Source organism: Hyphomonas sp. UBA3195, from assembly GCF_002366485.1.
GTDB lineage: Bacteria > Pseudomonadota > Alphaproteobacteria > Caulobacterales > Hyphomonadaceae > Hyphomonas.
The window spans coordinates 73,589-87,961 of sequence record NZ_DEXB01000028.1; the positions used below are offsets into that span (position 1 = coordinate 73,589).

General features: G+C 55.2%; 13 protein-coding genes. 9 read left to right on the forward strand and 4 right to left on the reverse strand.

The window, feature by feature from the left end; all coding sequences use genetic code 11:
- Positions 1-18: 18 nt before the first annotated feature.
- The 3 genes from B2344_RS08975 to B2344_RS08985 all read right to left on the reverse strand — a co-directional run bounded on the left by B2344_RS08975 (position 19) and on the right by B2344_RS08985 (position 4,195).
- Entirely contained in the window at positions 19-1,221 is a 1,203-nt protein-coding gene (locus B2344_RS08975) for a glycosyltransferase (RefSeq protein WP_290485048.1), read from the reverse strand.
- Positions 1,222-1,223: 2 nt separating this feature from the next.
- On the reverse strand, positions 1,224-2,102 hold the full coding sequence (locus B2344_RS08980) for a 6-hydroxymethylpterin diphosphokinase MptE-like protein (RefSeq protein WP_290485049.1): 879 nt from the start codon (positions 2,100-2,102) through the stop codon (positions 1,224-1,226).
- Between the two features lie 83 nt (positions 2,103-2,185).
- The gene (locus B2344_RS08985; protein ID WP_290483221.1) at positions 2,186-4,195 is read right to left on the reverse strand and encodes an acyltransferase family protein; all 2,010 of its coding nucleotides are present in this window, start codon (positions 4,193-4,195) and stop codon (positions 2,186-2,188) included.
- A 411-nt stretch (positions 4,196-4,606) separates the two neighbouring features.
- Between B2344_RS08985 and B2344_RS08990 the strand changes: the two genes are divergently transcribed.
- Genes B2344_RS08990 through B2344_RS09005 form a run of 4 tightly spaced genes read left to right on the forward strand, consistent with a single transcriptional unit; the run spans position 4,607 to position 8,230 of the window.
- Positions 4,607-5,017, forward strand: a complete 411-nt coding sequence (locus B2344_RS08990; protein WP_051607441.1) for a hypothetical protein — start codon at positions 4,607-4,609, stop codon at positions 5,015-5,017.
- Position 5,018: 1 nt separating this feature from the next.
- The gene (locus B2344_RS08995) at positions 5,019-5,171 is read left to right on the forward strand and encodes a DUF5989 family protein (protein ID WP_198019707.1); all 153 of its coding nucleotides are present in this window, start codon (positions 5,019-5,021) and stop codon (positions 5,169-5,171) included.
- Positions 5,172-5,174: 3 nt separating this feature from the next.
- On the forward strand, positions 5,175-7,016 hold the full coding sequence (locus B2344_RS09000) for a carbamoyltransferase family protein (protein WP_290485050.1): 1,842 nt from the start codon (positions 5,175-5,177) through the stop codon (positions 7,014-7,016).
- Positions 7,017-7,054: 38 nt separating this feature from the next.
- Positions 7,055-8,230 (forward strand): SGNH/GDSL hydrolase family protein, encoded by a 1,176-nt coding sequence (locus B2344_RS09005; protein WP_290485051.1) that lies wholly within the window; start codon positions 7,055-7,057, stop codon positions 8,228-8,230.
- A 25-nt stretch (positions 8,231-8,255) separates the two neighbouring features.
- Here B2344_RS09005 and B2344_RS09010 read toward each other — a convergent pair whose 3' ends face one another.
- Positions 8,256-8,825, reverse strand: coding sequence for an SIS domain-containing protein (locus B2344_RS09010; protein WP_198019706.1), 570 nt, complete (start codon positions 8,823-8,825; stop codon positions 8,256-8,258).
- 360 nt (positions 8,826-9,185) lie between these two features.
- On the opposite strand from B2344_RS09010, the gene B2344_RS09015 reads away from it, so the two are divergent.
- The 5 genes from B2344_RS09015 to B2344_RS09035 form a co-directional block, all read left to right on the forward strand.
- Complete coding sequence (locus B2344_RS09015; protein ID WP_290483224.1) at positions 9,186-10,070, forward strand: 6-hydroxymethylpterin diphosphokinase MptE-like protein; 885 nt, start codon at positions 9,186-9,188, stop codon at positions 10,068-10,070.
- 2 nt (positions 10,071-10,072) lie between these two features.
- Complete coding sequence (locus B2344_RS09020) at positions 10,073-11,311, forward strand: glycosyltransferase (protein WP_290483225.1); 1,239 nt, start codon at positions 10,073-10,075, stop codon at positions 11,309-11,311.
- 159 nt (positions 11,312-11,470) lie between these two features.
- The gene (locus B2344_RS09025; RefSeq protein ID WP_156947779.1) at positions 11,471-12,274 is read left to right on the forward strand and encodes an ABC transporter permease; all 804 of its coding nucleotides are present in this window, start codon (positions 11,471-11,473) and stop codon (positions 12,272-12,274) included.
- Positions 12,267-13,706: an ABC transporter ATP-binding protein gene (locus B2344_RS09030; protein WP_290485052.1), complete on the forward strand. Its 1,440-nt coding sequence runs from the start codon at positions 12,267-12,269 to the stop codon at positions 13,704-13,706. Before B2344_RS09025 ends, B2344_RS09030 begins: the two co-directional genes overlap by 8 nt.
- 246 nt (positions 13,707-13,952) lie before the next feature.
- Positions 13,953-14,373: hypothetical protein (locus B2344_RS09035; protein ID WP_290485053.1), on the forward strand; the 421-nt coding region annotated here is incomplete at its 3' end.

The following is a 14,373-nucleotide window of genomic DNA, read 5'->3' on the forward strand; positions in this document are numbered from 1 at the left end:
CCCCACTTGGTTCAAGCCTCAGGAACGTGCGCTTGCCATCATCTCGTCGAGCAGGATGGCAGCACTTTTTCCTATACGTGTCGTCTCATAGTCTTCGCGCGCTTTGCGGCGAGCAGCAATTGCAAAAGCTGCTTTTGCCGCGTCATTCGCCAGTATGCTTCGAACGGCGTCGGCCATGTCAGCTGCGCTGAAATCATCCAGCACAATCCCGGCATCATCCAGCACGAATTCGGCCGCGCCGCCTGAACCCTTGAAACAGATAATCGGCGCGCCAAACGCAGCCATTTCCATGACCGAGCGTGGAAAGGGGTCATCGCGCGATGTCATCAATCCAATTTCAAACAGTTTCAAATATGGATAGGGGTTCTTGCGCGCGCCCGGGAAGACGACCCGACCGGAGAATCCCGCATCTTCCACTTTCTTCAACATATCCTGCCGCATACCGCCATCACCGATCCAGACGAAGTAGACGGGCCGTCCCTTCGGTTCGGAACGCAGGACATCCAGGGCGGTATCGACGAAGTAATCGACCCCCTTCCGGCTATCGACTGACCCCAGACCGCCAATGATGACAGCATCTTCAGGCAGCGCGAGTTCCTTGCGCATCTCGCCGACGGTCAGATCTTCAGCCTTCTTGTCGAAAACTTCCGGCTCCATGGAGCCGGGCACGATCCCGATGCGCTCATGTGCGATGGAGAATGTATCTTTCAGATAATTCCGAACAAATTCGGAAACGGCGAAATATTTGTAATCCGGCTGCTTGAACGCATTCAATTGCACCTGATTGTACAGCGCGATCGTCGTCCATAATTCCCGCACATGGATAAGCGTCGGTGCCTTCATGCCTAGCTTGGCCAGCAAGTCCCCGTTCACAGTCGTGTTGGAATACACAAGATCAGGCTTGAACTGACGCAGTTTCAGCCGCAGGCGCTGTTCATGTCGCCACTGGCGGAATTTTCGCCGCCGAACGTCTTCTGGCAGAGGCGGTCGTTTCGCCCCTTCCGGGCGCATATCGGCCGGATCCAGAAAATGCTGGTAGTAGACATGAGTTGGCGCGAGTTTTTCAAACTCACTGCGCAGCGGACCTTCCTTGCGCATCAGAACCTGGAATTTCCAGTCCCGATTGGCGGCAAAATGCTTCATCAGCGTAAGCAGGCTTATGGGCGCGCCACTCATCGTGCCGTGATGCGATATGAACAGGATGCGTTTCTTTTCGGTCATGTCTACTTTTTGAAAATGCTGTCAAAATCGGTTCGGGGAAATGCATCAAGGAAGCTGTTGACGCCGGCATTGTAGATTTCGCGGCCAGCCTGCTTGTAGGCGTCGGCGGCCACTTCATAAGCCTTGTCCTGAAGTGAGGTGTTTGGCACGCCGATCACGTCTCCGATCTGGTAATAATCGGGGTTCATGTGGCACTGCCGAACGAGTTCGTAGTTCTCCTTGGTCACCTCGATCTTGCCGGGTGGAAAATTCTTGGCCAGCGCACCATAACTGTGATCGACGCCAATCAGGTAGACCGGATTGCAGCCCAGATAGTAGGCCAGCTGCAACGCGATGTAAGTGATGGTCGAGCCCAGATACACGATGTTGGAAAAGTCACGGGAGAACTGGATTCCCATTTCGTCGAAATAGTACGGGTCGCCCCGGCGCGCGTTGAAAAACAGCGTGTCGCCGAAATTCTTGAAACAGTACGCGTTGTAGATCGCCGCCATTTTGGTCGGCCCCACAACATTGTGGATTTCCTTGCGGCGCAACTCGGTCTGCTCTGTATCTTCGAACAGGAGATATTTGGTGTGGAAGCCCCACTCGTCGAACATCTGGTAGATGCCATTGGCCCCGAACGTGATCTGGTCTCGCAGCGGCGTCAGGTCCATTTCCTTCAGGCTCGGACCATTCCCGATAATGAATCCCGGCTTGCCCTGGTGCTTGTTGCGCATGTGGCGCAGCGTGGTCTGGAATCCCGGCCGGCGATAAAACCCGAACTTGCCAGCGCCGTTACGGCCCGGCTTGATCTGGTCAAAGAAATTCATACGCGCCCGCACGAGACGCAAATAGCCGGCGGCCTTTTCCTTTTCAGGAAACCTGTTGGTCCAAACAATCATCTAGGGCGTCCCTAACTTCTACTATGTTCCCTGCAACAGGGAACCTTCACTTGCGGACATGAATCGATCTTTGAAATGCGGATTCAGTCCCGCCCCCCAATTATACCTAATACTTCCGGATGGTTTTTGAGAGCTCTGGATACGACCATCTGAGCGCCATCAAGAGTAAGATGCGACCCATCCCAAACAGCCAACTGACGATCATTCATGAAAAAATCGCACATATTTTCAGAACATAACGTCTCAACTCGCGAAATATATTTTACGTCGGGAATCGCCTGAATTCGAGCTCTCGACAAATCGTCCTGACGCGCCGCACTTCTGTAAAAGCGCTCGTACGCCAATCTGTTTATATCATCGACGGTACTACCCGACCTGATCAAATCCAGAGCTTCAGCATGAAATTTTGACGTAAAACTCACGCTGCGCCCCATGAAGATGATCGGCAAAGCTTCACCAGCCTGATTCTTGCGTCTCAGCAGCGCAACGAAATCTTCAATCCCATCCATGTCCTCTGCAACGCACCAATTGGCGATGAAGAGAATATCCGCTGTCTTCAACATATCATTTGCCGTCAGCTCAGATAGCGGCTTGGCGCATTTCGTGCCTTTCCAAGATTCAGGAGATTGGGTCGACATGACCCAACAAGCTTCTTCGACATGCTGCATTCGGATTTCGTGTGTCGCCGACAATAGCTGCGACAATCCATTTGAGATGTCTCGCGCATGACTGTCGCCGATAACGAGAATTCTTGGCTTTTCACTCGAGAAGTGAGCCTTCCGCGTATTTTGGTTGCTATAGGCAACCGTTTGCACCTGAAGCTCTTTCAAATCCAGGATATCCATATTGGCGGCCGGACCGTAACGCCATGACCAACCTGTATTCGCCCACATGCTTGCGCCCGAATACATCGCAACGGCAGCACAACCGAGACAAACGGCAGCGAATGCTCCTCCCGATAGCGTGTTGCCATCCACCTTCTCAGGTCTGCGGTACGGCTTCTCTATAAAGAAGTACATCGCCACAGCAGCGCCGATCGAAACCGCGCAGATGGCCACGCCTTCAAGAACAGAGATTGGGACGCGCTTCTGATACTGATAAAAAACAAAAACCGGCCAATGAACCAGGTAAAGCGAATAGCTGATCAGGCCAATTCCCACCGACAGCCGATTTCGGAGAAGTGCTCCCACAAGCCCAGCCTTGTCCCCACTATAAATAATGAGGACGGTGCCGACACAGGGCAGAAGGGCGTTGTAGCTCGGGAACAGCGTGTCTTCCGTGTAAACCAGAACACTGTAGGAAATCATCACGAGTCCTATGAGCGTTGCCGCTGCATGGAAGAGTGCGCTTCCCGGACGCTTTCGGACACCCCAGACAAGAACACCGCCTATTACAAATTCGAATACCCGGAACGGTGTCAGGAAGAAGATAGATGCACGTTCTTCACTGAACCAACCCGTCGTAAACGGCAAAGCCTGATTGAGAACGCGACTATCTTGAGAGGCGACATCCAAATTCAAGAGGAAGCTCAACAGTCCTAACGCAATCAAGACTGCGAAGGTCCAGCGAGTTCCGGTCTTCTTCAGGAGAAGAACCAGGATGGCCGGCCAGAAGATATAGTACTGCTCTTCAACACTGAGAGACCACGTATGGAGCAACGGCTTTATCTGCGCATCGACGTCGAAGTAGCCGCTCTCATTCCAAAAGAATATGTTTGACAAGCTCGCGACCGCATGAATTAGCGCACCGCCAAATCGCTCCAAATCCGTCGGCGAAAACCAGATCACCGCAGCGATGCTCGTCACAAACAAGGTCGCAAACATGGCTGGGAACAGCCGTCTGGCACGTCTCATATAAAATCTGGAAAACCGAAATTCGCCTGTGGCCTCAAATTCATTGTAGATCAGCCGCGTGATAAGGAATCCACTGATCACAAAGAATACGTCCACCCCAACGAATCCGCCAGCAAACGTGGAGAACCCTACGTGGTAAAATAGAACACTTAGGACAGCGATCGCCCTTAGACCGTCAATATCGGGTCGGTATTGCGACGTGCTTTCGCTGGCTCGCGCCGGGTGCGGTTCCGCAGTCAAATCAGCCCCCCAAATGACAATCTACATGATTCACAGCACACGGCACCGAGTATCTCACCCTGCATCGGGCACGTCAGTGGCGCCTGCTCCGACTTGCGAACCAGTTTTGCGAAACCCGATATACGCAACTGTGGCCACCTCTACCTTGGATCAACGCCCCCAAACCTGTCTGAGGTCAGAGCCCATTCCGGCCAGCGTTAAGGCGTGTCACTGAGTTAATCAAGTACGCCTCCCAGCAGCCCAGAAATTCGCTCAAAGGTGACAATTTTTGACCAGATACTCAGGAGCCAAAGGTACCCGCAACGGCAATTCCAGTTCACAAGCAGGCGAGCCTGAACCGTCCCTGCATTGCCGCCAGGAACCAATCGGGGTAGACGAGCGCGAAGCCGAAGTGAGAAGCGGGACGACAGGATGAGTGCCTTCGAAAAGGTCGAACACACTGCGCCGCCACCGGCCTCCCCCCGTAGTGTCGGATACACATTCGCAGCCGTTTCCGCGATCGCGGCCGTCCTGCTGCGCAACCATGTTCAGCTATCATTGGCCCTAGCGGGCGCAGCCCTGTTGTTTGCGCTCGTCGCCTTCGTCGCGCCGCGTTGGCTGAAGGGACTCGCATATTTGTGGGGCTTGCTTGCACTGGGTCTGGCCAAGATCGTCAACCCGCTTGTGATGGGCATCATGTACTACGGCTTCATTACGCCCTACGGCCTGCTCTTGCGTATGGGGCGCGATCCATTGCGCATTCACAAGAGGCCCCAAACCGGCTCATACTGGTGCGAATCGACGGATCCTCAGGACCGGGCCGCAATGGAGAGACAGTTCTGAGATGAAAGAGATTCTGAAAGAGCTGGCGTTGTACTTTTCGCAACGCAGGAAATTCTGGTTGTTGCCTGTATTCCTGTTCGTTTTGCTGATTGGCGGGGCGCTGGTGTTTGCACAAGGCTCACCATTAGCCCCGTTCATCTACTCCCTGTTCTAAGTGATGCCGACTTATATCCTGGGCATTTCAGCCTACTTCCATGACAGCGCGGCCGTTCTGCTGTGTGACGGCAAGATCGTCGCAGCCGCCCAGGAAGAACGTTTCACCCGGGTCAAACATGATGCCGGCTTTCCGTCAAATGCGACGCGCTATTGTCTCGACGAAGCGGGCATCGAACTCAGCGACGTGCAACACATCGCCTATTTCGAGAAACCGCTGCTCAAGTTTGAACGCCTGATCGAGACCTACCTGACCAGCGCGCCGCGCGGTCGCAAGACATTTGCGATCGCCATGCCGAGCTGGATCAAGGGAAAGCTCTTCCAGAAGTCGAACATGGCAAAGATATTCCGGGATGATTTCAACGATCCTGATGCGGGCAACCGCATGGTGTTTGCCCAGCATCATGACAGTCACGCGGCATCGGCATTTTATCCCTCGCCTTTCGACGAAGCGATTGTCCTGACAATGGACGGGGTCGGCGAATGGGCCACCACGTCGGTCTCTGTCGGCAGAGGCAAGGAATTACAGCGCATTCGGGAGATCCGCTTCCCACACTCATTGGGCCTGCTCTATTCCGCGCTCACGGGGTATCTCGGTTTCAAGGTCAATTCCGGCGAATACAAGGTTATGGGGCTCGCACCATATGGCGAGCCGCGATTTGCAGACCTCATGGAAGAGAAGCTGATCTCCATTGCCGATGATGGCAGCTTCTGGCTGGACATGCGCTATTTCGACTATGTCACCGGCCTGCGAATGACCAACAAGGCTTTCCATGACCTGTTTGGTGAGCCTGCGCGCACGTCTGAGAGCCAGCTGACGCAGTTCCACTTCGACATGGCTGCATCGATCCAGAAAGTGACAGAGAATGTGATGCTGCGCATGACCCGCGCGCTACACGCTGAGTTCGCTATCGACAATCTCTGCATGGCCGGCGGCGTCGCCCTCAATTGTGTTGCCAATGGCAAAATCCTGCGGGACGGCCACTTCAAGAATATCTGGGTCCAGCCCGCAGCAGGTGATGCCGGCGGCGCGCTCGGCGCGGCCTTGCTGGCCCACCATCGATATCTGGACACCGATCGCCTCCCAACGGGTGACGGCGATGCCATGAGCGGCGCCTATCTCGGCCCGGACTATTCGCAGGAAGATATCAACGCAGCCTTGACCTCAGCCGGCGCTGCATTCGAGGTCGTGGACGAGGACACGATGATCCAAACCACCGCCAAAGCGCTGGATAGCGGTATGGCAATTGGCTGGTTTCAGGGGCGTATGGAATTTGGCCCTCGCGCATTGGGCGGCCGGTCGATCATTGCCGACCCACGAAATCCCGAAACCCAGCGCAACCTGAACCTGAAGATCAAGTTTCGCGAAAGTTTCCGCCCCTTTGCCCCGTCCGTACTGGCCGAAGATGCAGCAGACTATTTCGACCTGAGCAGCGACAGTCCATACATGCTGCTCGTCGCGGATGTTGTCGATCGACTGCGCGTACAGCCTGAGTCAGACAGCTCCTCCAAACAGGGCACCGATCGCGTGAACGACATCCGCTCGACGCTCCCGGCAATAACCCATCTTGATTATTCCGCGCGCGTGCAAACGGTGCATGCCGAGACGAACCCGCTCTACCACAAGCTGCTCAGCGCGTTTAAGCAAAGGACCGGCTGCGCAGTTGTTGTGAACACCAGTTTCAATGTTCGCGGGGAGCCCATTGTGGAATCTCCTGGCGACGCATTCCGCTGCCTGATGGGAACGGAGATGGATCTACTGGTCTGCGGCCGCGCCATACTGCGCAAGTCGGATCAGGATCCTGCCCTCGTGCTTGACTACAAGAACGCTTTCGATCTCGATTGACACGATCACCAAAGACAACACCGAGCGGTGCCTGAGACATGAACGAACAACCACTTTCGGAAACACCGCATAGCGTTGTCTTGAGCCGTCAGGCAAAGATCGTGCTCGGTATCCTCACAATCTTGGCAACGCTGATTCTGTTGTTGGCTACCGACCTGATGGCGAGAGCGTATCTGGGCGCAAAGGGTGCACCTCAATACTCACTGGTCTGGCAGTCTTCCGACAAGCAGGGCAAAAAGGAAACCGTCGTAGACCGTCGGTTGTCGCAGGGACTGAACGTACTCGACCCGCAACTTGGATATGCGCGACCGGCAGGCGGCCCTACGTCTGAGCCCGCTTGGCGCCGGCCCGGTTTCCGGACGTCAGGCGACGAGACGAGTGGCGCTGCGCTGCGCTTGGTTGTGCTCGGTGGCAGTACGAGCGATCCCTACTATGAGAGCGATTGGGGGGCCTGGAGCGAAACCCTTTTCACGCGCCTCAATGAAGGCCCGACAGGACCTGCGGTCGTCTACAATGGCGCGGTATCCGGATACTCGACCAATCAGGAACTGCTAAAGCTTATTCGCGATGTCCCGGCGCTTGCGCCAGATGTTGTGGTCTCACTCAGCGGCGTCAATGATCTGAACTTCTCACACAGCCTGCGCGAGCACCCCATGGTCAGCCCCTATCAGCTCGTGATGCTCAGAACACTCGCCGGCAAAGGACACCAATCGCCACGTTTCATGCCGAACCTGTTGGCCGCCATGAGATCAGGCGGCGAGAAAGACACTCAGCTCGCCGTGACAGCAGGTTCTAGCTACGAAATGACAGATGCAGAAATGTGGCGCCGCAACGTTGAGCTGATGAATGCGGCCAGCGCGCAAATGGGCGCACGCTTCCATGTATTCCTGCAGCCAGCCATGGGAATCGAACCAGGTTACATACCGACAGATTCGGAAGCTGAGCTTTACGCCGCAATGCTCAGCTCAAAACCTGACTACGCTGAAAAAGCGGTAGCTTTTTACACGGCAGCACGCCGCCATTGCGAAGAACTTATGTACTGCACGGACATCAGCGACGTATTTGCGGGAAAAACAGACCTTTACCACGATCCCCGCCACCCCAACCATCAGGGAAACAAGCTGATTGGCGATACGGTATTCGAAACACTTTTTGTGCTGGATTCTTCACCGGCACTTGCCGAATCCGCCCTAGGCCAGACACCAGAACAATAGCTCTGGTATCTGAAATTTTTGCCGATCAATTCGGCGGATACTCGGCCTTGCCGATGATCATGTCGATAACGGCCATCATCCAGAACTGGTGAACCGTCTCGACGATATTGTAGGCGTGACTGTCAGCCCAGAGGTTTACATCTCCGAGTTTGCGAAGCGGGTTTTCCGGGTTCATTGCGGAACACGTCGTAACGGAAATCCCCATTTTGCGAGCCTGCTCGACGGCATTGAGAATGTTCTTTGAGCCACCGGACGAACTGATCGCAACCAGCGTATCTTCTGGTTTGCCCTGAATGCGCAAAGCGTGGGCAATCCAGTTCTCAAATCCGTAATCATTGGAGAGACAGGTGATTTGGGCACCATCATTGAAACATGCCGCCGGAATGTGGCCGTTCTTGCCAAGATCAATCGCGAGATGCGATGCAATTCCCGCAGACCCGCCATTGCCGATGAAGATCACCTTGCCACCTGCGTTTTTCGACCGGACCCACAGGTCTCGCACCTGCCCCAATTGCTCGAATACCGCGTCATTGGGGCGCGCGAAGGTTTCCAATCTGCCGAAATAGTCGTTCAGGAACTGGGTATCTGCAGCCACGATAGTCTCACTTTCAATCTGTAAGTTGCGCCCCCAGAAGAGGTCAGGGCTCGTCCGGGCCAGCGATAGGCCGTGTCCCTCAAATTATCAAGTATGATGGCCGACTGCCACAGCGCTTGAACACTTCAATCACCAGCGGCGCCTGAACACACGCAGCCGCCTGACCTGCTAGCAGATTGAAACGGGGATCGGAGGCGTCTAGCGTGCAGGTGCTTTCGCCCTGACCGATTCGCCAAAAGATCGCTTTGAGTTCATGTGTATTATTCCTGATCATGAACAGCCCTTATCCATGATCATGCGCCGCTATCTCGCCGATCTCACAAGCCAACCTGTTCTTCTCAGTACCAAAGTGGTCGCCCAATGATCAGCTGGTCCCGCCACTTTCCCAAATGGAAGTACCCACTGGGGTATCTGCGCCTGCGCGATGCCCGCCAGCGTTATTTTGACCGCATCGGCCTGAAACGGGATGCACGCGGTCTTCGCATTGGCATCGTGCCGGGTGACGAGCGCAAGCTGGCGGCACTGAAGAATTCGGGCAAGGGCCGCCGTGCCTTCGTGCTGGGCAATGGCCCCAGCCTTCGCGATATGGACCTTTCCGCGCTGAAGAACGAAATCACGATCGCCTCAAACGGCGCCTACAAGGCGTTTCAGGAATGGGGCTTTACCCCGGACTACCTGTTATTCGAGGACATTGAGCAAACCGAAATTCGTGGTCAGGATATTCGAAACATATATGGTCCGCTGAAGATTGCCGCCATCTACAATGCGCATGGGATCGCACGCCCCTGGAACGACCTTCTGTTCATGAATGCGCGGCTTGCCGACGAAGCCTATTGGACGGATCCCGGCATTCAGTTTTCGCGTGACTTTTCTCATTCGGTCTACCTTGGATCCACAATCAGTTACATCGCGCTCCAACTCGCCTACCATCTTGGCTGCGATCCGGTTTATCTGATCGGCGTAGACATGGACTATGGACCGCTGGCTGAACAATTCCCGCCGGGTAAGATCCACGTGTCGGAAGAGAATATCGATCTGGTGAATCAGGCGCATTTCACGAAAGACTACTACCAGGTCGGGGATGTCATCGGCATACCAAATTTCGACCTGCAAAATCAGGCCTTTGGCGTTGCCCGCACGGCATTTGAAGACGCAGGGCGCCGCATATACAATGCGGGTATCGGGGGAAAGCTGGACGTGTTCGACAGGGTCGACTTTCACTCACTGTTCCCTGACAAGTCATAGCCATGCGCATTCTCATGATTTCCCATGCTGCCGATCGTACCGGCGCCCCGATCAGTGCGCTGCAATTGGCACGGGAGATGATATCGCTGGGCCATGAGTTGACGATCATCCTGCGGCGCGATGGCGAGTTGGGCGAGGCCTATCGCGAAACGGCCCCAACCCATATCTGGCGCGATTCACCGCAATTCGACCTGTCCGACGGATTGAGCACAGCCCTGCGATTCGACCCACTCTTGGCAATAAAATGCGTGCGCTCGCCGGACAGACCCTATTGTCTCGGACGGCAAGATCGGCAGCGCACCACAAGACTCCGACAGGAGATCCGGAACTGGAAGCCCGACATCATCTACGCAAATACAACGCATTGCGGCGATGTCGTTGACGAGCTTGATCTCGACACCCCAATCGTCACGCACGTGCGTGAAATGGGGCCGACAATCCGCGCGCTTGATGCGCGGCGTCTCAAGAGCACGATGAACAAGACGGACATGTTTCTGTGCGCGTCCCGCAGCGTCATGAAGGACCTGTCGCAGGACTTCTCCGTGCCGGACGCAAAACTGCGGGTCGAACCTCCGGCCGTTAAAATAACCCCGGAGCAAATGGCCGTCGCTGATGCAGCGCGGGGCGACGTGAATGACGACCTGAAACTGGGCGATCCGGACACACTCATTATTGGCGCTGGAAGCCTGATCCCTCGCAAGGGACCTGACCTGTTCGTCGAGGCTGCCAAAACAGCCCTCGACAGGCATGACGGCGCTGGCCGGCTGGTCTTTGCATGGCTCGGCGATGGCGAGATGATGCAAAACCTCAAGCACACCGTCCATGAGGCTGGCATTGAATCAGATGTGCTGTTTCCAGGCGTCAAAGCTCGCCCATATGCTTACTTTCGCAGAGCGTCCGCCGTGCTGATAACTTCGCGCGAGGACCCCTATCCGCGCGTCGCCATCGAGGCTGGCATGCTTGGGGTGCCTGTGCTGGCCTTTGCGGATGGGGGCGGCGCTGCTGACCTCGTGCGGAATTATGAAGCCGGACATCTCATTGCCGACTTCGACGCAAAGGCAATGGGCCGCGACGTCAGCGCCCTGGTGACGGCCAGCAGGACCGTTGATGAGAACTTGTCAAAGCGCGTATCGCGGGGGCATAACCCGTCAGCAAGTGCGTCACGGATCGTGGCGCTGTTTGAATCTGTGGCGAGCACAGCCCATCAGACGGAACCACACAAAAAGGCCACAAAACCTTGAATTCTATTTTATTTTTCATGTTTGACCGCCTTGCCTGCGACTCCAAACCAGCGAAAAATACCCGAAACCGGACCAAAGTCCGGTGTCCGCATTTCGAGCCGTAAAAATACATCGGCCCATTGCGTCAATGACGATAATGGAGACGAAGGAGTAGTGCAGTTGAGTTCAGCGGCTTTCAGCAAGGCAAAGCAGACCCTCGCCGACATGTTCGGCGGAGTCTCCAGCGCACCACGACAGGGTTGGAACCTTGCCGCCCGAGATATTCGCATCGAATATGTTCACACGAAGATGGGCCTGTTCTGGGCTTTTATCGAGCCCCTCGCAATCGCTGGCGTTTTCATCGCCCTGCGCAGCAGTGGGTCGCTGGAAGTCAGCGGGCTCAACATGCCGTTTTCCCTCTTTGCTGTCAGTGGCATCCTGATCTGGCAAACATTCTTCGACGGCATGATGATGTCCCTGACATCGCTTCAGCGCGCGAGTGGACTTATCGGCAATTATGCCATGCCGCCTGAAAGCCTGATGATGGCCATGGTGTTCAGATCCCTGTTCCTGCTCTGCATGCGAGTCCCAATCGTGCTCGGCCTCGCGGCCGCTCAGGGATTGCTGGAATGGCAGAATGCGTTGCTGTTTATTGCCATGTCGCCAATCTGCGCCCTCGGCGGAGTCGCGGTAGGTCTGTTTTTTGCGCCATTTACGCTCGTTTCCGGCGACTTGAAGCTGGCCGTTGGCGTAATTGCCCGGCCGATGCTGTACCTCTCGGGCGCGGTCTTCCCGCTCACCGGAGGGCTCGCCATTTTCAAGCATGGCAATCCGGTTGCTCTGACGATCGAGGAATTGCGCTTTTGCCTGCTCTCGCCCAGCCTGTCCCACATCCTGCCGCTTTTTTATGTTGCCCTCGGCATCATGGCGCTCTTCTGCGTTAGCTGGTTCGCTTATCATCGTACCATGAGAGCTTATGTCTGACGTGAGTACGCAACGCCCCATCATCTCCGCCTCGCAGATCGGCCGTAGTTTTCCCAGACGACGGCAGAACAATGTGTCGCGCAATTTCAACGACATATTGGGCAACATCTTCTGCTTCCCTCCAAAGCATGACCGCGATGAAGAAGAATTCTGGGCCCTGCGTGATGTGAGCCTGGATATACGTCCCGGAGATGCCGTGGGCGTGATCGGCCGAAACGGCAGCGGGAAGACAACGCTCATGAAGCTGCTGTCCGGTCTTCTTGCGCCGACAAAGGGTCACGTCTCAATCAATGGCGAGATCCAGGCGCTGATCAATCTGGGGGCGGGATTCAATCAACGGCTAAGTGGTCGTGAAAACATTCTCAACGGCATGCGCATGCGCGGAATCAGTCCAAAGCGCAGTCCAGAGCTTGTGGAACAGATCATAGACTTTGCCGAGGTCGGCGCCTTTATTGATGGACCAGTGGAAACCTATAGCTCCGGCATGAAATCGCGGCTTGGTTTCGCCCTCTGCATATTTCTGCGACCCGATCTCATTGTGATCGATGAAGCCTTGTCCGTGGGAGACCTGGCCTTCCAGAACAAATGCAAGCTGCACTTGCAGGCCATGAAACAGCAGGGAGTTGCCATGCTGCTGGTGTCACACTCGATGACCAGCATCCGGCAGTTCTGCGACCGTGCACTCTGGATTCATGCGGGCGAACTGCAGGCTGATGGTCCGGTTGACCAGGTGACGGCGCAATATCTCGAATTCATTGATCAGGAGATGTCGCGCAATGAAGAGCCAGCAGCGGCCCTGACCGAGGCCAGCCCCCCGATGCAGCACGCTCCTACACAGCCTGCCCGGCCCCTTTCGGCAAAAGTCGCGCAGCGTTGGAGCAATCTGACGCCGAAGGACAACAAGGTCATCGACGATCCCGACAAGAGCTTCCTAGCCCAGAACCCACAGCTTCAGTGGAAACGACCAACCATTTCCGAAAATCAGGTCGAAGAGCTTTATGGTGGGCACATAGAACCTACCGGCTTTCAGGATTTCCGCGCTGTCGTGCTTTCGGAGGGACAGCCGACCAATGCGCTTCAGGTAAACAAGCCATTCGCCATTGAATTCGGCTTCACGCCACAACGACCAATCAACGACTTGAACGTCTCTCTCGTCTTCCACACAAAGGACGGCAAACGCCTTTCAACCATCTCCACCTTGAACGGTGATCTGTTGAAGCAGAATGGCGACAGCAGGGTCCTGTGTCGTGTGAATATTGCCGACATTCCATTTGCCGCCGGGTATTATGTTGTCACGATATCCATCCACGAAGGCAATGCATATCTGTGGCGCGACGCGATCCTTGAACTCAAAGTATCACCCAATCGCTTTATGGTGTGGAACCCGATCAGCATGCAGTATCAATACAATATCTTCAAAGTGTCGAATTAACGCCCCAAATTCTACGGGCGGGTCAGATACACTGCCGCCATTCCTCATCGCAAATAGCCAAAGCGCCCGATTATGAAGAGACTGATTTCCACACTCTGCCGACTGCTGTTGAAAAGCAGCAGGTTCAGGCAACTCCTTCTGGCTGAAGTCAAACGCACGACATCTGCTGAGGAAAAATCTGATCTTTTGAGCGCGTTCGTCGATGATTCGCCGGAGCTCCTCGATGGCGTGGCCAGCCGACCCAGTATGCGCGATCGATTTCTTGCCCTGCCCTGGATACGGGAAAGGCTTGGCAGAGATGTCGAGTTCCTGATCAATTCAGTCTTGGCCGACAAGAATCGCAATGCGTTCTTCGCGGATGGCCGTATCCGGACCATTGCATCAAAGCAGAGTGGCATCCGCGACAAGTTTGGCAAGGATGTCCGTTTTCTTGTGCAATCGGCTTTATCCGCAGAAAATCGAAAAGCCTTCTTCGGAAATGGGGAAATTCAGGCCGCCGCAACCGCGACCACATCCATCCGTCGCACGCTTGGAAATGACGTTCGATTCCTCACCGAATTTGCCTTGAGCGAAGAGAACCAAAAAACCTTCTTCGGCAAGGAAGAAGTCCAAGCCGCAGCTACTGCGACCACGTCAATCCGAAGCGCGCTCGGAAACGATCTCCGCT

What these genes read in the sequence shown, in the direction of transcription:
- B2344_RS08975 (WP_290485048.1), bottom strand. Translation starts at nt 1,221, where the DNA reads ATGACCGAAAAGAAACGCATCCTGTTCATATCGCATCACGGCACGATG.
- B2344_RS08980 (WP_290485049.1), bottom strand. Translation starts at nt 2,102, where the DNA reads ATGATTGTTTGGACCAACAGGTTTCCTGAAAAGGAAAAGGCCGCCGGC.
- B2344_RS08990 (WP_051607441.1), top strand. Translation starts at nt 4,607, where the DNA reads ATGAGTGCCTTCGAAAAGGTCGAACACACTGCGCCGCCACCGGCCTCC.
- B2344_RS08995 (WP_198019707.1), top strand. Translation starts at nt 5,019, where the DNA reads ATGAAAGAGATTCTGAAAGAGCTGGCGTTGTACTTTTCGCAACGCAGG.
- B2344_RS09000 (WP_290485050.1), top strand. Translation starts at nt 5,175, where the DNA reads ATGCCGACTTATATCCTGGGCATTTCAGCCTACTTCCATGACAGCGCG.
- B2344_RS09005 (WP_290485051.1), top strand. Translation starts at nt 7,055, where the DNA reads ATGAACGAACAACCACTTTCGGAAACACCGCATAGCGTTGTCTTGAGC.
- B2344_RS09015 (WP_290483224.1), top strand. Translation starts at nt 9,186, where the DNA reads ATGATCAGCTGGTCCCGCCACTTTCCCAAATGGAAGTACCCACTGGGG.
- B2344_RS09020 (WP_290483225.1), top strand. Translation starts at nt 10,073, where the DNA reads ATGCGCATTCTCATGATTTCCCATGCTGCCGATCGTACCGGCGCCCCG.
- B2344_RS09030 (WP_290485052.1), top strand. Translation starts at nt 12,267, where the DNA reads ATGTCTGACGTGAGTACGCAACGCCCCATCATCTCCGCCTCGCAGATC.